Source organism: Corynebacterium sp. HMSC068G04 (genome assembly GCF_001814885.1).
In the GTDB taxonomy this organism is placed as follows: Bacteria; Actinomycetota; Actinomycetes; order Mycobacteriales; family Mycobacteriaceae; genus Corynebacterium; species Corynebacterium hiratae.
In genome coordinates this window covers 1-20,020 of sequence record NZ_KV818291.1, presented here as the reverse complement: position 1 = coordinate 20,020, position 20,020 = coordinate 1, and the positions used below count along the sequence as shown (strand labels likewise).

Annotated in this window: 17 protein-coding genes; all 17 read left to right on the top strand. The window is 59.3% G+C overall.

Annotated features, from left to right (window positions below; translation table 11 throughout):
- Positions 1-16: 16 nt before the first annotated feature.
- The 17 genes from pheT (at position 17) to tyrS (ending at position 19,626) form a co-directional block, all read left to right on the top strand.
- A complete protein-coding gene (pheT, locus tag HMPREF2993_RS00285) occupies positions 17-2,533 on the top strand; it encodes a phenylalanine--tRNA ligase subunit beta (RefSeq protein ID WP_070700341.1) in 2,517 nt (838 codons plus the stop codon).
- 225 nt (positions 2,534-2,758) lie between these two features.
- Entirely contained in the window at positions 2,759-3,211 is a 453-nt protein-coding gene (locus HMPREF2993_RS00280; RefSeq protein ID WP_049154605.1) for a hypothetical protein, read from the top strand.
- 100 nt (positions 3,212-3,311) lie between these two features.
- Complete coding sequence (argC, locus tag HMPREF2993_RS00275) at positions 3,312-4,355, top strand: N-acetyl-gamma-glutamyl-phosphate reductase (RefSeq protein WP_070700338.1); 1,044 nt, start codon at positions 3,312-3,314, stop codon at positions 4,353-4,355.
- A 76-nt stretch (positions 4,356-4,431) separates the two neighbouring features.
- A complete protein-coding gene (gene argJ, locus HMPREF2993_RS00270; protein ID WP_070700335.1) occupies positions 4,432-5,589 on the top strand; it encodes a bifunctional glutamate N-acetyltransferase/amino-acid acetyltransferase ArgJ in 1,158 nt (385 codons plus the stop codon).
- A gap of 19 nt (positions 5,590-5,608) precedes the next feature.
- Positions 5,609-6,544, top strand: a complete 936-nt coding sequence (gene argB, locus HMPREF2993_RS00265; protein WP_070679811.1) for an acetylglutamate kinase — start codon at positions 5,609-5,611, stop codon at positions 6,542-6,544.
- Complete coding sequence (locus HMPREF2993_RS00260) at positions 6,541-7,719, top strand: acetylornithine transaminase (protein WP_070700332.1); 1,179 nt, start codon at positions 6,541-6,543, stop codon at positions 7,717-7,719. The genes argB and HMPREF2993_RS00260 overlap by 4 nt, the downstream gene beginning before the upstream one ends.
- On the top strand, positions 7,716-8,633 hold the full coding sequence (gene argF, locus HMPREF2993_RS00255; RefSeq protein ID WP_046648522.1) for an ornithine carbamoyltransferase: 918 nt from the start codon (positions 7,716-7,718) through the stop codon (positions 8,631-8,633). Before HMPREF2993_RS00260 ends, argF begins: the two co-directional genes overlap by 4 nt.
- A 4-nt stretch (positions 8,634-8,637) precedes the next feature.
- Complete coding sequence (locus HMPREF2993_RS00250; protein ID WP_046648521.1) at positions 8,638-9,123, top strand: arginine repressor; 486 nt, start codon at positions 8,638-8,640, stop codon at positions 9,121-9,123.
- A gap of 76 nt (positions 9,124-9,199) precedes the next feature.
- Positions 9,200-10,414 carry an argininosuccinate synthase gene (locus tag HMPREF2993_RS00245; RefSeq protein ID WP_046648520.1) on the top strand — a complete coding sequence of 405 codons (1,215 nt, stop codon included), beginning with the start codon at positions 9,200-9,202 and terminating at the stop codon, positions 10,412-10,414.
- Between the two features lie 32 nt (positions 10,415-10,446).
- Entirely contained in the window at positions 10,447-11,871 is a 1,425-nt protein-coding gene (gene argH / locus HMPREF2993_RS00240; protein ID WP_046648519.1) for an argininosuccinate lyase, read from the top strand.
- Positions 11,872-12,086: 215 nt separating this feature from the next.
- Positions 12,087-13,640, top strand: coding sequence for an amino acid permease (locus tag HMPREF2993_RS00235; protein WP_070700329.1), 1,554 nt, complete (start codon positions 12,087-12,089; stop codon positions 13,638-13,640).
- 14 nt (positions 13,641-13,654) lie between these two features.
- A complete protein-coding gene (locus HMPREF2993_RS00230; RefSeq protein ID WP_046648589.1) occupies positions 13,655-14,692 on the top strand; it encodes an ornithine cyclodeaminase in 1,038 nt (345 codons plus the stop codon).
- A gap of 90 nt (positions 14,693-14,782) precedes the next feature.
- Positions 14,783-15,907 (top strand): hypothetical protein, encoded by a 1,125-nt coding sequence (locus tag HMPREF2993_RS00225; RefSeq protein WP_070700326.1) that lies wholly within the window; start codon positions 14,783-14,785, stop codon positions 15,905-15,907.
- Between the two features lie 36 nt (positions 15,908-15,943).
- Complete coding sequence (locus tag HMPREF2993_RS00220; RefSeq protein ID WP_049154614.1) at positions 15,944-17,509, top strand: vWA domain-containing protein; 1,566 nt, start codon at positions 15,944-15,946, stop codon at positions 17,507-17,509.
- A gap of 35 nt (positions 17,510-17,544) precedes the next feature.
- The gene (locus HMPREF2993_RS00215) at positions 17,545-18,138 is read left to right on the top strand and encodes a hypothetical protein (RefSeq protein ID WP_046648514.1); all 594 of its coding nucleotides are present in this window, start codon (positions 17,545-17,547) and stop codon (positions 18,136-18,138) included.
- Positions 18,139-18,149: 11 nt separating this feature from the next.
- Entirely contained in the window at positions 18,150-18,329 is a 180-nt protein-coding gene (locus HMPREF2993_RS00210; protein WP_049154615.1) for a Trm112 family protein, read from the top strand.
- Between the two features lie 37 nt (positions 18,330-18,366).
- Positions 18,367-19,626: a tyrosine--tRNA ligase gene (gene tyrS, locus HMPREF2993_RS00205; RefSeq protein ID WP_049154616.1), complete on the top strand. Its 1,260-nt coding sequence runs from the start codon at positions 18,367-18,369 to the stop codon at positions 19,624-19,626.
- The last annotated feature ends 394 nt before the right edge of the window (positions 19,627-20,020 follow it).

The window sequence follows — 20,020 nt, the reverse complement described above, 5'->3', positions numbered from 1 at the left end:
GGATAGAAAGAAAACAATGCTTATTTCCCAAGACTGGGTTACCCGTATCCTGGGCACCGCTAATTCCGGCTGGACCGTGTCCTCTGAGGAACTGGACTCTGGATTTGTCCGCGTAGGTTTTGAAACCGAGGGCTACGAGGCCCTTCCGGAAACCACGGGCCCGTTGGTTATCGGTCAGGTCGTAGAGATCGAAGAGCTCACCCAGTTCAAGAAGCCAATTCGCTATTGCCAGGTTAACGTTGGCCAGGCCAATGGGACGGGGGAACTGCAGGGCATTATCTGCGGTGCCCGCAACTTCCGCCTCAACGACTATGTCGTAGTCTCCCTTCCAGGCGCTGAGCTGCCGGGCGGATTTAAGATTGCCGCCCGCGAGACCTACGACCATATCTCCAACGGAATGATGTGCTCCGCAGCTGAGCTGGGCTTCGGTCCTAAAGCAGACGGCATCATCGTGCTAGGGGAGGAGGTTGCCGACAAGATTGGTGAGGACGCCCGCCCCCTCATTGGGCTGTCCGATACGGTCTTCGATGTCAACATCACCCCGGACCGTGGCTATGCCTTGTCTGCACGCGGCCTGACGCGTGAAATTGCCTCCGCATTTGATCTCACTTTCCCGGACGTGGCGCAGGACCCGAGTGTGGCTGGCATCGATACCTCCGTCGTGCCGGCTCCGGAGGGCACGCTTATCGACGTTGACCTGAGGGAGGAAACCAAGGCGCAGCGTTTTGGTCTGCGCAAGGTGACCGGTATTAACCCGGCAGCGCGTACCCCGTTCTGGATGGAGCGCGAGCTCATGCTCTCTGGTCAGCGCAGCGTCAACGTGGCTACCGACGTCACGAACTACGTCATGCTGCTTCTTGGCGCGCCGATGCATGCCTTTGACGCCGAAGTTGTCAAGGGCAACCTCGTTGTGCGCAACGCCAGCGAAGGTGAGAAGTTCGAGACCCTCGACCATGCCCAGAGGGAGCTTTCGGAGGGCGACGTGGTCATCTGCGATGACAACGGTATCCAATCCTTGGCGGGCGTCATGGGGGGCACCACCTCCGAGATTTCTGACGAGACGACTGATGTCTACTTCGAGTCGGCCATTTGGGATCCGATCACCGTGGCCCGCACATCCCGCCGCCACAAGCTCTCCTCGGAGGCTTCTCGCCGTTTCGAGCGCGGAGTAGATCCGGCCATCGTTGAGGTAGCGCTGGACGTGGCGTGCGTGCTGCTTCAGCAGATCGCCGGCGGCACTATCGAGGCTGGGCGGACGCTTGTGGGCGACGTCGCTAAGCGCGAACCCATCTCCCTTCGCGCTGCCAAGCCCAGCGAGTACGCCGGCGTGGACTACTCCCAGGAGACCGTGGTGAAGCGCCTCACGGAGGTCGGCTGCGAGGTGTCTGGCGGGGAGGAGGAGCTCTCCGTCATCCCCGCCTCTTGGCGCACGGACATCGAAATGGACGTTGATCTCATCGAGGAGATCCTGCGTCTGGAAGGGCTGGAAGACATTCCGACCATCCTGCCCACCCCGGTGGGCGGTCGCGGCCTAACTCCGGCGCAGAAGCGTCGCCGTGCGATCGGACATGGGTTGGCCTATGCGGGCTACGCCGAGGTTCTCCCGTCGCCATTCATCGCGAACGACACCTTTGATACCTGGGGCTTGGACAAGGAGGATGCGCGCCGCCAGACCGTGGCCGTGCAGAATCCGCTCGAGTCAGACAAGGCGATCCTGTCCACGACGTTGCTGCCCAATCTCCTTGAGGCTATCGCCCGCAACGTTGCCCGTGGCCGCAGTGATCTGGCCCTGTTCGGCCTCCAGCAGGTGGCCTTCAAGCGCGCTGATTCTTCTCCCATGCCGTCGGTGGAGTCGCGCCCGGAGGACTCCGTGGTCACCGACTTGTTGGATTCTTTGCCGCTGCAGCCGTTGCACGTAGCCACGGTGGCCACAGGAAACATTGAACACGAAGGGCCGTGGGGAGCGGGCCGCGCCTACAGCTACGCGGATGCTATTGAGTCTGCGCGCCAGGTTGCTCGTTCCGCTGGCGTGGACATCGCAGTGAAGGCAGCTGAGCAGCTACCGTGGCACCCGGGCCGCTGTGCTGCAATCGTTCTCGCAAGCGATGAGGAGACGGTCGTCGGCTATGCGGGTGAGCTGCACCCGCAGGTCCTTGAGGCCTTGGAGCTGCCAGCACGCACGTGTGCGATGGAGCTCGATATGTCAGCCCTGCCGCTGGATGAGAAGTTCCCCGCCCCCGTGCTGTCTTCCTTCCCGGCTTTGCACCAGGACATCGCTTTGGTGGTGGACGAGGAAACCCCGGCGGAGATGGTTCGCCGTGTGGTCGAGGAGGGTGCTGGTGATCTCCTCGAGTCCGTGGAGCTTTTCGATGTCTTCCGTGGCGAGCAGCTCGGCGAAGGAAAGAAGTCCCTAGCCTTCCAGCTTCTCTTCCGTGCTGGTGACCGCACTCTGACTGATGAAGAGGCCAACGAGCACCGCCTCGCCGCTGCGGAGTTGGCCAAGCAGCGCCTTGGCGCACAGATGCGCGCCTAAGACTCTGTTGCTTCGCTAGTGCTTCGTTAGTGCTCCAAGCCCGGTTAGCCCTGTGGGAGGTTAGCCGGGCTTTTGTTTTGCCGGGTTTGCGCGCGTTGGGGCAGGTGCTGATGTGGGGAGAGATCCCCTAGCGCTGGAAGGGGTGTGCTCTGCCTCATAACCTCGAGGGTGCAGCAAGGGTGCTGAGTTTCCAGACCAAGCCACACCGAAAGGATTGTTCACACCATGCGTCTTATTTCTCGTCTCACAGCCACCGCCGCCGTTGTCGGCGCATTGACCATCGCCCCACACGCCTCCGCTGACTTGTCCCAAGGTTTCTCCAACGCCGATGGCACCGTCAACTGTGAAGCTTCGAACATCGAAGGAACCTACGTCGCGTGCCTGTCCGAAGGGGCACGTGCCACTAGCCCGCAGTGCAACCCGCCAGGCCAGTTGGCGCCGCGCTTTATCTACCACGCAGGTCGCTCCAAGGCTGACTGCTTCAACCAGGGGCTGACAACCACGAGCTTCAAGCGCCTGCAGCCCGGCCAGGTTCACCAGTTCAATGAGGTTGTAGCCATCGCGGATGCCCAGGGCGGTATCCACTTCGTCGGCCCGCATGGCTACCTAGGCTATGCAGGAAAGACCGCCGTATCGGGTGCGGAGGGACTGGGGAACGTCTCGTCCCGCGTCATGTAAACCTTCCTGAACCCTACTTTCCTCATCTGTGCGCCGAGCTCTTCGGCGCATTTTTTCTGAATAACATACGGCTGACTGCATTATTTGCTAAAGTGGCCGCATGACTATTTCAGTAGCAATCGCCGGAGCTACGGGCTATGCAGGCGGCGAAATCCTCCGCCTCCTACTGTCGCACCCAGCATACCTCTCGGGTGAGTTGCGCATCGGCGCGCTCACCGGGCACTCCAACGCAGGTCAGCGAGTATCTGAGCTCATGCCGCACCTGCCGCAGTTGGCGGACCGCGTCATCGAGGACACCACGCCGGAGATTCTAGCTGGCCATGACATCGTGTTCCTCGGTTTGCCGCACGGGCACTCCGCGGAGATCGGCCGCCAGCTGGGGGAGTCCGTCACGGTGATTGACTGTGCGGCTGACTTCCGCCTACGCAGCAAGGATGACTGGGACGAGTTTTATGGTGGTGAGTACGCCGGTGCTTGGCCTTATGGAATTCCGGAGGTTCCCGGCAACCGTGAGCAGCTTAAAGGCAGCAACCGCGTTGCCGTTCCTGGTTGTTTTCCCACCACGATTACCCTGGGTGCGCTGCCGGCCGTGGCGCAGGATCTGATTGAGCCAGATCTGTCGGTGATAGCAATCACCGGGGTGTCCGGGGCAGGCAAGAAGGCCTCCGTGGCACAGCTAGGTGCGGAAACTATGGGCAACCTCAAAGCCTATAAGCCAGGCGGGACACACCGGCATACCCCGGAGGTCCTGCAAAACCTACAGCCTTTTACGCAGCAACCGGTGTCTGTGAGTTTCACTCCGGTGCTGGCGCCGCTGCCGCGTGGCATTCTGGCGACGATTACGGCGCCGTTGAAGGGGGACGTCGACAAGCGCACAGTCGCCGAGGCCTTCCGTGACTTTTATGCTGATGAACCATTCTGCCTCGTCCTGCCTGAGGGCCAACAGCCAGAAACGCAAAACGTGGTGGGCAGCAACATGGTCCATATCCAAGCACACGTGGATGAGCGCGCCCGCCGTCTCGTGATTACCGCGGCTCTGGACAACCTGTGCAAGGGCACCGCCGGCGCTGCTGTCCAGTGCATGAACCTGACTTTGGGATGGGAAGAAACCCTGGGCCTTCCACAGGCAGCAGTTGCCCCTTAAGGGGCACCCCTACTTTCCCAAGCGTTCCGCACCGCCTTCTTCAACTCACTTCCACACGAACTAGGAGAAACTCGACATGATTACCGCCCCTGCAGGATTCCTCGCTGGCGCCACGACAGCCGGAATCAAGCCCTCCGGAAAACCCGACATGGCCCTTGTAGTTAACCAGGGTCCTAATTTCGACGCCGCTGCGGTCTTTACGCGCAACCGCGTGGTGGCTGCACCCGTGAAGCTTTCCCGCGAAGCAGTGGCGGACGGCACTGTTCAGGCCGTCATTTATAACTCCGGCAACGCGAATGCCTGCAACGGCGAACAGGGAGACAAGGACGCCGCGGCGATTGTGGCAGCCACGGCTGAGCACACGGGTATCCCCGCCGCTAACATCGCGGCGTGCTCGACGGGACTTATTGGAGAGCTCCTTCCCATGGATAAGGCATTGGCTGGCGTTGAAGTGGTTGCCGGAGACCTTGGCGCGGATGCAGCTCACGGTAAGTCCGCGGCGGAGGCCATCATGACCACCGATACCGTAGCTAAAGAAGCACTCATTGAGGCCGAGGGCTGGAGCATGGGTGCGATGGGCAAGGGCGTAGGCATGATGGCGCCGTCACTGGCCACCATGTTGGTGTGCATCACCACCGACGCTGTTGCCTCCTCCGAAGCCTTGCACTCGGCGCTGCAGGCAGCGAGTGCTCAGACTTTCAATACGCTCGATGTGGACGGCTCCACATCGACGAATGACACGGTCATTATCATGGCTTCCGGTGCTTCCGGGAAAGAACCTAGCCAGGAGGAGTTGGATGCTGCGGTTCTCGCGGTGTGCGCCGATATCGCGGATCAGCTTCAAGCCGACGCCGAGGGCGTGACCAAGCGCGTGAAGATCATCGTGGAAGGCACCGCTACCGATGAGCAGGCGCTCAACGCCGCGCGCACTTTGGGCCGCGACAACCTGTTCAAGTGCGCCATGTTCGGATCGGACCCCAACTGGGGCCGCGTCCTCGCCGCTGTCGGAATGGCGGATGCCGAGATGGATCCGGACAACATCTCCGTGTTCTTCAATGACCAAGCAGTGTGCGTCGGTTCCACTGGCGCGCCCGGCGCGCGCGACGTTGATCTTTCCGGGGCCGACATTGATGTGCGCGTGGACTTGGGCACCGGGGGAACCGGCACAGCTTTTGTCCGCACCACCGACCTGTCTCATGACTACGTGGAGATTAACTCCGCGTACAGCTCTTAAGAACGCGCGAGGAGGAACAATGCTTCAGGGACTAAGTAATGCTGACCGCGCCACTGTGCTCGCAGAGGCCTTGCCATGGCTGCAGCACTACCGCGACAAGATTGTGGTCGTAAAATATGGCGGCAATGCGATGGTGGATGATTCCCTTAAGGCCGCCTTCGCTGCCGATATGGTTTTTCTGCGCACCGTGGGCGCCAAGCCCGTGGTGGTCCATGGCGGTGGGCCGCAGATCAACGACATGCTGGGCAAGCTGGGAATTGAAGGCGAATTCAAGGGCGGTTTCCGTGTGACCACTCCGGAGATCATGGACGTGGTTCGCATGGTCCTCTTTGGTCAGGTGGGGCGTGGCTTGGTCAACCTCATTAATTCACATGGCCCGTATGCCGTGGGTACCTCGGGTGAGGACGCTGGGTTGTTTAAGGCGCGCAAGCGGCTCGTCCAGGTCGATGGTGAGCCGACTGATATCGGCATGGTGGGAGAGATCGTCAGCGTCGATCCCACCGCCGTCATGGACATTATTGAGGCCGGGCGCATCCCGGTTGTGTCTACTATCGCGCCCGGTGATGAAGGCGAGGTGTACAACATCAACGCAGATATCGCGGCCGGGGCCTTGGCGCGAGCGTTGGGCGCCGAGCGCTTGGTGATTCTCACAAATGTGGAGGGCCTGTACACCGATTGGCCGAACCGCGACTCCTTGGTGTCGAAGATCGAGATTGACAAGCTCAGCGCGCTCCTCCCAGGCCTGGATTCCGGAATGATCCCGAAGATGGAGTCCTGCCTCATGGCCGTGGAAGGCGGAGTCAGTGCCGCGCACGTCATCGACGGGCGCATCGCCCACGCCGTGCTGCTGGAGCTGTTGACTATGGGAGGAATCGGCACGATGGTGCTGCCCAATGACTATAACCGCGAGGACTACCCGGAGGGAACGGTCTTCAGGAAGGACGATAACAAGTGACCGCGCAGACCAAGTTGACAGAGCGTTGGGGTCAGGTGCTCAGCAACACCTATGGAACCCCACCCGTTGCCATCGTGTCCGGTAAGGGGGCCACGGTGACCGATGAAGACGGTAAAGACTACATCGACATGCTCGCCGGTATCGCGGTGAACTCGCTGGGCTACGCCCACCCGGCGATCGTCGAAGCGGTGAGCGCCCAGGTGGCCACCGTAGGCCACGTGTCCAATCTTTTTGCCAGCGAGCCCGTGGTTGAAGCCGCCGGGAAACTCCTGGACAAGGTGGGAGATAGCGAGGCTCGCGTCTTCTTCTCTAACTCCGGCGCGGAAGCGAATGAGGCGGCCTTTAAACTGGCTCGTCTGACCGGCCGCCGCCGCATCCTTGCGGCGCACCATGGTTTCCATGGCCGGACAATGGGTTCTTTGGCCATGACTGGGCAGCCCAGCAAACGCAAAGCCTTTGAACCTTTCCCGGGCGGAGTGGAGTTTTATACCTATGGCGACATCGACTACCTGACCGCTTTGGTGGAGCAAGATCCGGAGGACACCGCCGCCATTATCTTGGAGCCCATCCAGGGGGAGACGGGTGTCATCCCGGCACCTGAAGGTTTCCTGACGGCGGTGCGTGAGCTCTGCACCAAGCACGGCATCCTCATGGTCGTGGATGAGGTGCAAACGGGTGTGGGGCGTACCGGTGACTTCTTCGCCTTCCAGCATGAAGGCATCCTCCCGGATGTCATCACCATGGCGAAGGGGCTGGGTGCTGGCATGCCTATCGGTGCCACCATTGCGCGTGGTCAGGCCGCAGACCTTTTCACTCCGGGCTCCCACGGCACGACGTTTGGCGGCAATCCTGTCTCGTGTGCGGCGGCGTCAACGGTGCTGGAGCTTGTCGACGTCCCCTTCCTCGCCGAAGTCACCCGCAAGGGCGAGTGGTTGCGGCAGGAGATTGGTAAATCCCCTGCGGTGCAGTCGGTGAGGGGCCGAGGGCTTATGCTAGGTGTTGTATTAAATAAGTCGGTGGCCAAGGAAGTCGTGGCTGCAGGTTTGCAGCATGGACTAATCCTCAACGCCCCAAGTAGCGAGGTCGTACGCTTGACCCCGCCGCTGGTGATCACCGATGAAGAACTCACCCAGGCGGTGGAACGCCTGCATAAGGTACTGGAGGAAGTTGCATGAGTGTGCGCCATTTCTTGGCCGATGATGACCTCACGCCGCAGGAGCAAGCCGAGGTTCTCGACCTGGCTCTAAGGCTCAAGAAGGATCCCTTCTCCGAGCGCCCGTTAGAGGGGCCGAAGTCGGTGGCGGTGCTCTTTGACAAGACGTCGACGCGCACGCGTTTCTCCTTTGAGGCGGGAATTGCTCACCTGGGCGGCCACGCCATCGTGACGGAAACTAAGTCGACGCAGATGGGCAAAGGGGAGACCTACCAGGACACCGCAGCGGTGCTCTCCCGTTTCGTTGAGGCGATCGTGTGGCGCACATATGCGCATCAAAACCTTCTGGACATGGCGGAGACTGCGACGGTACCAATTGTCAACGCCTTGTCCGATGACCTCCATCCCTGCCAGATCTTGGCGGACTTGGTGACCTGCCGTGAGAACTTCGGGGACCTTACTAGACTGAAGGCCGTCTACCTAGGGGATGGCAACAACAACATGGCAAATTCCTACATGCTGGGGTTTGCTACCGCTGGCATGGAGATGACCATTGTTGCCCCGGAGGGTTTCCAGCCGCAGGCGGAGTTTGTTGAGCGTGCCCGAAAGCGCGGTACGGTGACGGTGACCGATTCCCTTGACGGCGTGGACGGCGCTGATGTTGTCATTACAGACACGTGGGTGTCCATGGGCCAGGAGGATGACGGCAAGGACCGCCGCACACCGTTCTTGCCCTATCAGGTGACCGCGGATGTGATGTCCCGCGCTAAGGACGAGGCAATCTTCCTGCACTGTTTGCCGGCCTACCGCGGCAACGAAGTAACTGCTGAGGTAATTGATGGGCCCCAGTCGCGCGTTTTCGACGAGGCAGAAAACCGCCTCCATGCGCAGAAGGCGCTGCTGGTCTGGCTCCTTGCGGCTCAAAAGGAGAACTAAACGAATGACTACGACCCCAACTACACGCAACGCCCGCCAAGCCAAGATCTTGGAGATCTTGGATCGCACCCGGGTCACCAGCCAAGTTCAGCTCTCAGAGCTCCTGCTCGATGAGGGGATTGATATCACGCAGGCTACGTTGTCGCGTGATCTCGATGAGCTGGGAGCCAAGAAGGTCAAGCGCGATGGCGGGCGGTCCTTCTACGTGGTGGGCGGTGAGTTGGAGCAATTCGAAGATCAGCTCAACGGCCCGCGAGAGAAGCTCCGGCGCATGCTTGATGAACTGGTGGTGTCCCATGACTTCTCTGGCAACATCGCCATGCTGCGCACCCCGGCGGGCGCTGCGCAGTACTTGGCCTCCTTCATCGACCGCGTGGGACTTCCAGACGTGGTCGGCTGCATCGCGGGCGATGACACGATCTTCGTCCTCGCGCGCGAAGGGTTGACCGGCCGCGAGCTTGGTGAGAAACTCACCAACCGCAGCATTTAACATTTATACGTAAATCTGTATAATATAAATAAGTTCGATTTTTTAGCACCTGTTTGTCTTAAAGGAGCCAATAACTATGACTGCACGCGTTGTGCTTGCCTACTCTGGCGGTCTCGATACCTCTGTCGCCATTCCTTACCTGGCCAAGATGACCGGCGGCGAAGTCATCGCCGTCTCTCTTGACCTCGGCCAGGGTGGCGAGGACATGGAGTCCGTGCGCCAGCGCGCCCTCGACTGCGGTGCGGTCGAGTCCATCGTCGTTGATGCCAAGGATGAGTTCGCAGAGGAGTACTGTCTGCCCACCATCAAGGCAAACGGCATGTACATGAAGCAGTACCCGCTGGTATCGGCCATCTCCCGCCCGCTCATTGTCAAGCACCTCGTTGAGGCTGCTCAGACGCACGGCGGCACCCACGTCTCCCACGGTTGCACCGGCAAGGGTAACGATCAGGTGCGCTTTGAGGTCTCTTTCCGCGCGTTGGATCCGGCTCTGGAGATCATCGCCCCGGCGCGTGACTACGCCTGGACCCGCGATAAGGCCATTGCCTTCGCTGAGGAAATTAACCTGCCGATTGAGCAGTCCGCAGCATCCCCGTTCTCCATTGACCAGAACGTCTGGGGCCGCGCGGTAGAGACCGGCTTCCTAGAGGACCTGTGGAACCCGCCGACAAAGGACCTGTACGCCTACACCGAGCAGCCGGACCTGGGCAATGCCCCGGACGAGGTGACCATCACTTTTGACAAGGGTGTTCCCACTGCTATTGACGGCAAGCCGGTGACCGTCCTCCAGGCTATCGAGGAGCTTAACCGCCGCGCTGGTGCCCAGGGCATTGGCCGCCTCGACATGGTGGAGGACCGCTTGGTAGGCATCAAGTCTCGCGAGGTCTACGAGGCCCCTGGTGCCATGGTGCTCATCAAGGCTCACGAGGCGCTGGAAGACGTCACCGTGGAACGCGAGCTGGCCCGTTACAAGCGCCTCACGGACGCTCGCTGGTCCGAGGAGGTCTACGATGGCCTCTGGTTCTCGCCGCTGAAGCGCTCCCTGGATGCTTTCACCGAGTCCACCCAGGAGAACGTCACCGGCGATATCCGCATGGTTCTGCATGCTGGCACCGCCACCGTCAACGGCCGTCGCTCTGGCCAGTCGCTGTACTCCTTCGACCTGGCTACCTACGACACCGGCGATACCTTCGATCAAACCGCGGCCAAGGGCTTTGTCCAGCTGCACGGTCTGTCGACGCAGATCTCCAACCAGCGTGACCGCGACGGCGGTTTCCCCACCGGTAAGTAAACCAGCACAGCCAAGGTCAAGGTAAGGAATCGATGCATAAGACTAACGAGGGTGCGCTGTGGGGTGGCCGCTTTTCGGGCGGCCCCTCCGAGGCGATGTTTGCCCTGTCCGTATCCACCCACTTCGACTGGGTCCTCGCCCCCTATGACGTGCTGGCCTCCAAGGCTCACGCCAAGGTCCTGCACAAGGCCGGATTGCTATCTGACGCTGACTTGGACACCATGCTTAACGGCCTGAGTGAACTAGGGGAGAAGGTCGCTTCTGGTGAATTCACCCCGCTGCCGACGGATGAAGACGTCCACGGTGCGATGGAGCGCGGTCTCATCGACATCGTAGGCCCCGAGGTCGGCGGCCGCCTGCGCGCTGGGCGCTCCCGCAATGACCAGGTGGCAACGCTGTTCCGGATGTGGATTCGCGATGCCATTCGCGATATCGCACTTCAGGTCACGGATTTGGTGGAGGCTCTGGCTAGCCAGGCCGAGGCCCACCCGGATGCCATTATGCCGGGCAAGACCCACTCCCAGGCGGCGCAGCCGGTGCTGCTGGCACACGAGCTGCTCGCTCATGCCCAGCCGCTGCTGCGCGATATCGAGCGCCTGCAAGATCTGGATAAGCGCTTGGCGGTGTCCCCTTATGGTTCTGGTGCGCTCGCGGGCTCCTCGCTGCACCTGGATCCGGAGGCGATTGCCGAGGAGCTGGGCTTCGATTCTTCCGCGGAGAACTCGCTGGATGGTACGGCGGCGCGTGACTTTGCCTCCGAGACGGCCTTCGTGCTCACCCAGATCGCGGTGGACATGTCCCGGCTGTCGGAAGAGATCATCTACTGGTGCACCCCGGAGTACGGCTACGTCACCCTGGATGATGCCTGGTCGACTGGTTCCTCGATCATGCCGCAGAAGAAGAACCCGGACGTTCCGGAGCTGACCCGCGGTAAGACCGGCCGACTCATCGGTAACCTCACCGGCCTGTTGGCAACGCTCAAGGCGCAGCCTTTGGCCTATAACCGTGACCTGCAGGAGGATAAGGAGCCCATCGTGGACTCGGTGGCGCAGCTGAACCTCTTGCTGCCTGCCATGACTGGGCTGGTGGAAACCCTGACCTTCCATGAAGACCGCATGCGTGAGCTGGCCCCGCGTGGCTTTACTTTGGCCACCGACCTGGCCGAATGGATGGTGCGCCAGGGTGTGCCGTTCCGTGAGGCGCATGAGGCTTCCGGTGCCTGCGTGCAGATCGCGGAGTCTCGCGGTGTGGATCTGGTGGATCTCACGGACGAGGAACTGGCGGGCGTCGACAAGCGCCTGCTTCCGGAAGTTCGTGAGGTGCTGACCATTGATGGGGCAGTGGCATCCCGCTCAACCAAGGGTGGCACCGCTGGCGTTCGCGTGGTGGAGCAGCGCGAAAAGGTTCGCGAGCGCGCTGGCGCCGCGCGGGAGTGGGCCAAAACTTCCCTGCGCTAGTCCGCACAGAGAATGAGTAACCGCATGGTCTTTTCAGGCCATGCGGTTCTTTTGTGCGTGGGGGTAGAAAACAAATCTATTACTACTGGGCATCCATGTGCTGGGTTGCACTGTGGGGGTATTGAAGTGACGGAAGTCTCATTAGCTTGTTATAACGTTTTCTTAGGGAATGTGAAGAAAGGCACGTTCGCAACTTTGAAAGGACTACCTTCCTAATGGCTGATATACTTCGCCCGCCTAACACGGAGTCTCACGAGAAGGAGAAAGCGGTCTATGCTTCGGAAGACCACGGACTTCAGAAGGGGATGGGCAATCGCCAGCTCCAGATGATTGCCATCGGCTCTGCGATCGGTACCGGATTGTTGCTCGGTACCGGCAGCCGTTTGCAAACCGCTGGACCATTTCTTGCAGTTTTGTATTTGGTCTGCGGTTTCTTCGGTTACATTATCTTGCGCTCGCTCGGCGAACTCATCGTCTACCGCCCAAGTTCGGGTTCTTTCGTGTCCTATGCGCGTGAGTTTTACGGCGAAAAGACTGCCTTCGTTACCGGATGGCTCTACTGGGGCAACTGGGCTGCGACCCTGGTGGCCGACGGCACAGCCGTGGCCATCTACATCAAGTGGTTTGGCCAGTACACTTCCTGGCTCGACGCTGTCCCGCAGTGGTTGCTCGCTCTCGGCGTGGTGTGCAGCATCCTGTTGTTCAACATGTTGTCGGTGAAGATCTTCGGTGAACTGGAGTATTGGTTCTCCATGATCAAGATCATCGCGCTGTTGATTTTCATGGTCGTGGCTATCGGCGTGGTGATTATGGGTCACCCGAATGGTGACCCGACGGGCTTTAGCCTGATATCCGATGCCGGTGGCTGGCTGCCCAATGGCCTGCTTCCCGCCGTCATCGTCATCCAGGGTGTGGTCTTCGCCTACGCCGGTATCGAGCTGGTGGGCACCACCTCCGGTGAGACCAAGGACGTGGAGAAGCACATCCCACGCGCGGTCAACAGCGTCCTGTTCCGCATCGTGGTCTTCTACTTCGGTAGTGTGCTGCTGCTGACCCTGGTGCTGCCGTACACCAGCTACGTTGCGGAAGTATCGCCGTTCGTGACCTTCTTCGAATCCCTCGGCGCTGGTTATGCCGCACCGATCTTCCAGCTGGTTGTCATCACCGCGGCAATTTCCTCGCTGAACGCCGGACTGTATTCGACGGGCCGCATCATGTACAACATGTCTACTGCCGGCTCCGGGCCGAAGTTCGGCGCGCGCATGTCCAAGTCCGGTGTGCCCTATGGTGGCATCGTGATGGCCGCCTTCGTCGGCCTTGCCGGTGTGTTCCTCAACTATGTTGTGCCTGAAATGGCCTTCGAAATCGTGCTGAACTTGGCGGCGCTGGGAACACTGGCGTCGTGGGCTGCAGTGGCCTTGTCACACATCAAGTTCGTGCAGCTGGCCAAGAAGGGGCGCTATACCCGCCCGAACTACCGCTCGCCATTCGGCCAAGCTGGTGACTGGTCCGTTCTCGCTTTCATCGGCGTGGTCATCATCCTCATGGCTTTCGATTACCCCATCGGAACCTTCGCTTTGGCCTCAACGCTACTTCTCATCCCAGTGTTTGCGGCAATGTGGTTTGCGTGGCGTGAGCGAATCTACGCGATTGCGGCAGAGAGGAAGGCCAAGCACCTGCCGACCTCGCGCTTCCCGGCCGCACCGCAAACGGACCTTCACCCCAGGAACCGAAACACACCGCACAGCAAGAACCAAGACAAGAACTAAGAATGGAGACTTTGATGAAGCCTGTAGTTAAGTTTGTTGATGTAGAGAATATGGCGCGCTGGATTCAGCGCGAAGGCGTCGAGAACATCATCACCGGGATGGTGGACTACCTTGAAGCCGACTACCGCGAATGGGAGCGCTTCGACAAGGTTGCGCGCGTTGCCTCCCACACCCCCTTTGGTGTTATCGAGCTCATGCCGACCTCCAATGGCAAGGAGTACTCCTTCAAATACGTTAACGGTCACCCTTCCAACCCCGCCCGCGGTTTTCAGACGGTTACTGCCTTCGGCGTGTTGGCGGACGTTGACAATGGATACCCCACCTTCGAAGCTGAAATGACGCTGCTTACTGCACTACGCACGGCCGCGACCTCCGCCATGGTGGCCAAGTACCTGGCCCGGAAGGATTCTAAGCGCATGGCCATGGTGGGTGCCGGCTCCCAGTCCGAGTTCCAGGCCCTTGCCTTCCGTGGAGTGATGGGAATCGACGACATTGCCATCTACGATATTGACCCTGCGGCCGTAGAGAAATTCCGGCGCAATCTGGAACCGCTGGGCTTCAACATTACGGCCGCCTCGAGCGTTGACGAGGTCGTTGTGGGCGCGGATATCATTACCACCTGCACTGCGGACAAGGCTCAAAACCAGATTCTGGCCGAGCGCCACGTTGCACCGGGCGTGCACCTCAATGCCGTCGGTGGTGATTGCCCGGGCAAGACTGAGCTCGAAAGCTCTATCCTGGATAAATCCAAGGTCTTTGTTGAATTCCCAGAGCAGACACGCGTCGAAGGAGAGATTCAGCAGAAGCCGGAGGACTTCCCGGTTGTCGAGTTCTATCAGGTACTCACCGGCCAGGCCACTGGGCGCGATAATGATGAGCAGATTACGCTCTTCGATGATGTCGGATTTGCCATCAATGATTTTTCTGCACTGCGCTACCTGCGTGATTCCGTCAAGGGTACAGATTTGGAATCCGAAATCGACATCATCGCGAACCCCGACGACCCGAAGGACCTTTTCTCGTTGGTCGCGAACGTACCTTCTCTTCTTTAACCAGAGCGCACGGAAAGGGGGGAGCCTGTTTCTCCCCTTACCCCGCCGCGAATCCAGCGGTGAGAAGAAAATCACTTTATGATTTAGAACATGAGCAGCTCATCATCGAAGAAGCGCACCAAGTCCTTCGTGATCGCCGCGGTTTTCCTTGCGCTCGCTGTGGTATCCGTCGTGATAGGTCGCGGAGGTAGCTCCCTTCCGAGCTTTGGCTTTTCGACAACTACGCACCACGTTAAGGGCGCCATTAGCCCAGAGCTGGAGGCTGTTTTTAAGGACCCGGCCACAACGAAGGCGATGGAAAAGCACGATATCGAGCTCGAGCTCGATGTCCTACCGGCACGGGACTTCGTTGAGGGAAGCAGTAGCTTGGACAAAGATTATGACTTTGTGCTCGCGGATCCTAACGGCGCTACATGGACCTCCGATGTGCGCGATGCCCATCCGGAACTAGCCGGAAGGGATGACCTATCCCCGATGTTTTTTGGTAAGCCGCTGTTGGTGCTGGTACATAGCGAGCTTGTCGAGGACATGAGGGACCACGGCTTGGTTGCGGGATACGACAACCAGGCGGCTTTGGACATGGAGACGCTGGTGGAGATGTCCCAGAAGGACACTCGCTGGCGGGACATCAGTCCGTCCTTCGGCTCGCCGCGCGTGGTGGATGTGGCCGTGCCACAGGTGGACCAGTCCTTTGCCGCACTGCGCTATGCCCGGGTCGTACACACCGCGGCCGCGAACTATGCGGAAAAGGACCTGGGCAGCGATAACAAGGAGAAGATCAACGCGCAGGCGGATGACATCATGCGCCGCCTCGTTGCTGATCAGGGGTATGGCGAAACCACTGATCAGGGCATCCTCGATGCTTTCCTCCGTGTGGATAAGGGCGAAATGCCTATGGTATTGACCACCGCGGAGCAGTACGTGTACCTAGAACGTGCGGGCAAGGACCTATCCGGCTATACGCTGTTGGCGTTGAAACCGGCGACGAAACTAAGCAGCATCGTCCTTCCACGCACTGACGAGGGCGCATTGTTCGCCACAGCAATGAATGACGCAATCCCAGCAGTCGCGGAGAACCTTGGCTTGGGCTCGCAGAATTCGGACTTCATTGCCAAAATTGAGCCTTCAGATAACTACCAGATCCCGGTGGATGGTGGCGATACCACCCCACTGCGGTGGGCGGATTATGAAGAGATTTTGCGAGTGGTTGGCTAAGGCCCCGCAAGGAAAGCATCAGGAAGGTACAAGGGAATGTTTCGGTCTTTAAAAGTCCTGCTCGTCATGCTGAGCGCCATGGCGCTGACGGCTTGTTCGGCAGGTGACTTGTTCGATGATGTGGATATGCCGGGTTCCGGCTCGTCCTTCAGCGGTGGCCTCAACATTGTGGCGGCCACGGAGCTTAAGCCTCTGGAGCCGGTGCTTGACGACGCCTCCCAGGACCTCGGCTTCGATATCACCATGACCACCGAGGATGGGACGCTGGCGAATTCCCGCAGCCTGAAACAAGGCGGTTTCGACGGATCCTATGATGCCACGTGGTTTGCCACCAATCGTTATGCGCGCATCATTGGTGCCGATGAGAAGCTGCGCAAAGAACACAGTGTGGCGCGATCCCCCGTAGTACTCGGTGTGCAGCCTTCCGTGGCTAAGGAAAAGGGCTGGACCACGAAGCAACCGACGTGGCAGGAGATTGCTGACTCGGGGATTACCTTCGGTATGACCGATCCTTCGACCTCAAACTCGGGCTTCTCCGCGCTATCGGCTGCGACCACTGCTTTCGCGGACACCGGGCGCGCGCTTACGGAGAAGGATATCCGCCAGGCCACGGGCAAGGTCCAGAAACTCTTCAGTAACCAGACTTTAACGTCGGGATCGTCGGGTTGGCTGGCTGATAGGTTCCGCGAGCATCCGGAGCAGGCCGACGCCATCCTTAATTATGAATCAGTGCTGTACCAGCTCAAGGATGAGGGCGTCGATCTTGAGGTGGTCATCCCCTCCGATGGCGTGATTTCGGCAGACTACCCTTTGTCGGCTCTCGCCAGCTCCCCGGACCAGGAGGCTGAAGGTAAGGTGCAGGCACTTGCCGAATGGTTTGCTGAACACCCAGAGAAGCTGAGGAGCTACCACCTGCGTGTGGACGATTCTGACATGCCCGGGACCATCTTCGAGCTGCCGTACCCGGCCAATGAACAAACCGTAAGCGCACTGGAGGATGCCTTTGCTCACGAGCTGCGTAACCCTGGCAACACGGCGCTGGTCTTGGATACCTCGGGCTCCATGGAGGGCGAGCGCATTGATTTGCTCAAGAATAGTCTGCGCCCGCTGATCGACGGCTCAGCTGACGGCTCTCCAGACGGCGAAGGTCAGGTAGCCTTCCGTAACCGTGAGCAGATCAAGCTCATCCCATATTCTTCTGAGCCGCAGCAGCCGACTCGCGCGCGAGTCGATTTGCAGAATCCGGCAACCACAAAAGAGCTTGCTGATCGCGTAGATCGACTCGTGGCGGATGGCGATACGGCGACGTTCGAGGCTGTGCTCAATGCCTTCAACGAGGTAGACACCAGCAGCGGCGAGATTGGGACCGTGGTGCTCATGACTGATGGCGAAGTGACGCGTGGGCGTACTTTTGCACAATTTAAGGAGGCCTATGAGCAGCTTCCCCCAGAGAAAAAGGAGATCCCGGTCTTTGTCATCTTGTATGGTGAAGCCAACATTCAAGAGATGGAGGAGCTTGCTCAGCTCACGGGCGGCAAGACATTCGATGCGCTCAACGGTGACCTCGCCGCGGCCTTCGAGGAAATCCGCGCTTACCAGTAAAAATCTCCACCTATCCTCAGGAGGGCCTACACCTTATGAACACACTGAACTCGCGGAAGATCGTCGTCGGCGTTGCGGTAACGGCGCTCGTTATCGTCCTTCACGTGTTGACTGGTGGCGGTTTAGGTTTCTTGTGGCCACTGGTCGCGGTCTGCACAGGTGCGGCTGCGGGATTCGTGACGCCGCCAAAGCAGGAGAAAGCTATTGAGGCCCCCACCTCGGGTGCAGGTCAACTGATTAGCTCATTGGAGGGCGTCCGATACAACCTGAAGCAGTCCAAAGTGCCCGGACCTGTTAAGAAAGCGTGGGACTCGTTCGATGACTCGGCCGTGTGGGTCCTAGACAATTGGCACCGCCTCGACGATGCCCCACACCAGCAAGCCCTCGTGCGGGACATGATTGAAGAACACTCTAAGGAGCTGGTGAATTCTTACCTCGACGTCACGGACTTGAAGAATCCAGTGGCTGTCGAGGAAATGAGCGAATCGCTGGGGATCCTAGGCCGAGAGATGGGCGAGATTCGAGACGCCATTGCCCAAAACTCAGTACGCAATTTGCGCAACCATTCCATGGCTCTCAAACTCGAATACGGCGGGACCCTTCCATCCATCGAATCCAAGGAGGTGTAGGGTTAGCGGTTATGAGTCTCGATTCGAAGCTGCTCGACATCTTGGTATGTCCGCAGGATAAAGGTCCGCTGAACTATCTGGCCGAAGAACAGGTTTTGGTCAACGAACGCCTCGGCGTGGCCTATCCCATTGAGAACGACATTCCCGTCATGCTGGTAGACCACGCAGTACCGTGGCCACCCCAGAACTAATTCTCACAGCACCGAATCGACTTTCCAAGGAGCATTCATGAACATCATCGATGAGCTGCAGTGGCGCGGCCTCATTAACCAGTCCACCGACCTTGACGCACTGCGCGAGGCTTGCGAAGAGCCCATTACCTTGTACTGCGGTTTTGATCCAACCGGTGACTCCCTCCATGCTGGTCACCTCGTTCCGATGATTATGCTGCGCCGCTTCCAAAAAGCTGGCCACCACCCGATTGCTTTGGCCGGTGGCGCGACGGGCCAAATCGGTGACCCACGCGACGTAGGGGAGCGCACCATGCTGTCGCAGGAGACCATCAACGAGAACATGGTGGCTATCAAGAAGCAGCTGCGCCAGTTTATTGACTTTGAGGGCGAGAACGCAGCCACCATGGTCAACAATGCTGACTGGACCTCGCAGATGACCGTCATTGATTTCCTGCGTGATGTCGGCAAGAACTTCTCGCTGAATACCATGTTGGACCGTGATACCGTCAAGCGCCGCTTGGAGTCCGACGGTATTTCCTACACCGAGTTCTCCTACATGCTCCTCCAGTCCAATGACTACGTTCACCTCCGCGAGGAGTACGGCTGCGTCCTGCAGATTGGCGGTGGCGATCAGTGGGGCAACATCGTGTCTGGCGTCGACCTCAATCGCCGCGTTAAGGGCGTCAAGGTTCACGGACTCACCGTCCCGTTGGTGACGGATGCCCAGGGGCAAAAGTTTGGCAAGTCTACCGGCGGCGGAAAGCTCTGGCTCGATCCGGAAAAGACGTCGCCTTACTCGTGGTACCAGTACTTCCTCAATGCCGGTGACTCCGTGGTTATTGACTACCTCCGGTGGTTTACCTTCCTGTCGAAGGAAGAGATCGCTGAATACGAGGAGAAGGTTGCTAATGAACCTTTCCGTCGCGAGGCACAACGGCGTCTCGCCCAGGAGATGACCACGCTGGTCCACGGCGCGGAAGCCACCAAGGCTGTGGAGCTTGCTGCTCAAGCGCTGTTCGGTAAAGCAGAGCTTGCTGACCTTGATGAGCAGACGCTGGCGGGTGCGCTTTCTGAAACCACCGTGGCCGAGGTGGCTGCCGGTGAACCGCGCTCCATCGTTGATCTGTTGGTTGCTTCTGGTCTGGCAGAGTCCAAGGGCGCGGCTCGACGCACCATCAAGGAAGGTGGCGCCTACGTCAATAACCAGCGTATTGAAGCCGATGACTGGGAGCCGGCGGACGAAGACTTGCTTCACGGTAAGTGGCTGGTGCTTCGTCGCGGTAAGAAGAACTTTGCCGGTGCCAAGCTGAACTAATTAGAGCTCTCGACTTCGCTAGATGACTGCATGCGAATCCCGTCGCCTTGTGCGGCGGGATTCGTCGTTTTCTGGGACAGAGCATCTACACCGGCCGCCGAAGGTTAAGGAAAGTGCTGTTAACCAGGCGATTTGTTGAAGCTTGGGGCTGTGCGTATATTTATCGAAGTCGCCGCGAGACGCTGGTGACACGGAGATTAACTCCTAGTTGACAAGGGATAAACTTGTTAGCTAGAGTATGAACTCCAGCCGCTCAGAGCAGAGAGTAGATGAATTCGATGTGACGGGTGTGCGGATGATGTTTGAGAACTCAATAGTGTGCCAATGTACTTTTTTGTTGGTTGATTTTATTCATTTTGGCTGCGATACGTCGTATGTGTATCGCGGTTGGTGT

What these genes read in the sequence shown, in the direction of transcription:
- pheT (WP_070700341.1), top strand. Translation starts at nt 17, where the DNA reads ATGCTTATTTCCCAAGACTGGGTTACCCGTATCCTGGGCACCGCTAAT.
- HMPREF2993_RS00280 (WP_049154605.1), top strand. Translation starts at nt 2,759, where the DNA reads ATGCGTCTTATTTCTCGTCTCACAGCCACCGCCGCCGTTGTCGGCGCA.
- argC (WP_070700338.1), top strand. Translation starts at nt 3,312, where the DNA reads ATGACTATTTCAGTAGCAATCGCCGGAGCTACGGGCTATGCAGGCGGC.
- argJ (WP_070700335.1), top strand. Translation starts at nt 4,432, where the DNA reads ATGATTACCGCCCCTGCAGGATTCCTCGCTGGCGCCACGACAGCCGGA.
- argB (WP_070679811.1), top strand. Translation starts at nt 5,609, where the DNA reads ATGCTTCAGGGACTAAGTAATGCTGACCGCGCCACTGTGCTCGCAGAG.
- argF (WP_046648522.1), top strand. Translation starts at nt 7,716, where the DNA reads ATGAGTGTGCGCCATTTCTTGGCCGATGATGACCTCACGCCGCAGGAG.
- HMPREF2993_RS00250 (WP_046648521.1), top strand. Translation starts at nt 8,638, where the DNA reads ATGACTACGACCCCAACTACACGCAACGCCCGCCAAGCCAAGATCTTG.
- HMPREF2993_RS00245 (WP_046648520.1), top strand. Translation starts at nt 9,200, where the DNA reads ATGACTGCACGCGTTGTGCTTGCCTACTCTGGCGGTCTCGATACCTCT.
- argH (WP_046648519.1), top strand. Translation starts at nt 10,447, where the DNA reads ATGCATAAGACTAACGAGGGTGCGCTGTGGGGTGGCCGCTTTTCGGGC.
- HMPREF2993_RS00235 (WP_070700329.1), top strand. Translation starts at nt 12,087, where the DNA reads ATGGCTGATATACTTCGCCCGCCTAACACGGAGTCTCACGAGAAGGAG.
- HMPREF2993_RS00230 (WP_046648589.1), top strand. Translation starts at nt 13,655, where the DNA reads ATGAAGCCTGTAGTTAAGTTTGTTGATGTAGAGAATATGGCGCGCTGG.
- HMPREF2993_RS00225 (WP_070700326.1), top strand. Translation starts at nt 14,783, where the DNA reads ATGAGCAGCTCATCATCGAAGAAGCGCACCAAGTCCTTCGTGATCGCC.
- HMPREF2993_RS00220 (WP_049154614.1), top strand. Translation starts at nt 15,944, where the DNA reads ATGTTTCGGTCTTTAAAAGTCCTGCTCGTCATGCTGAGCGCCATGGCG.
- HMPREF2993_RS00215 (WP_046648514.1), top strand. Translation starts at nt 17,545, where the DNA reads ATGAACACACTGAACTCGCGGAAGATCGTCGTCGGCGTTGCGGTAACG.
- HMPREF2993_RS00210 (WP_049154615.1), top strand. Translation starts at nt 18,150, where the DNA reads ATGAGTCTCGATTCGAAGCTGCTCGACATCTTGGTATGTCCGCAGGAT.
- tyrS (WP_049154616.1), top strand. Translation starts at nt 18,367, where the DNA reads ATGAACATCATCGATGAGCTGCAGTGGCGCGGCCTCATTAACCAGTCC.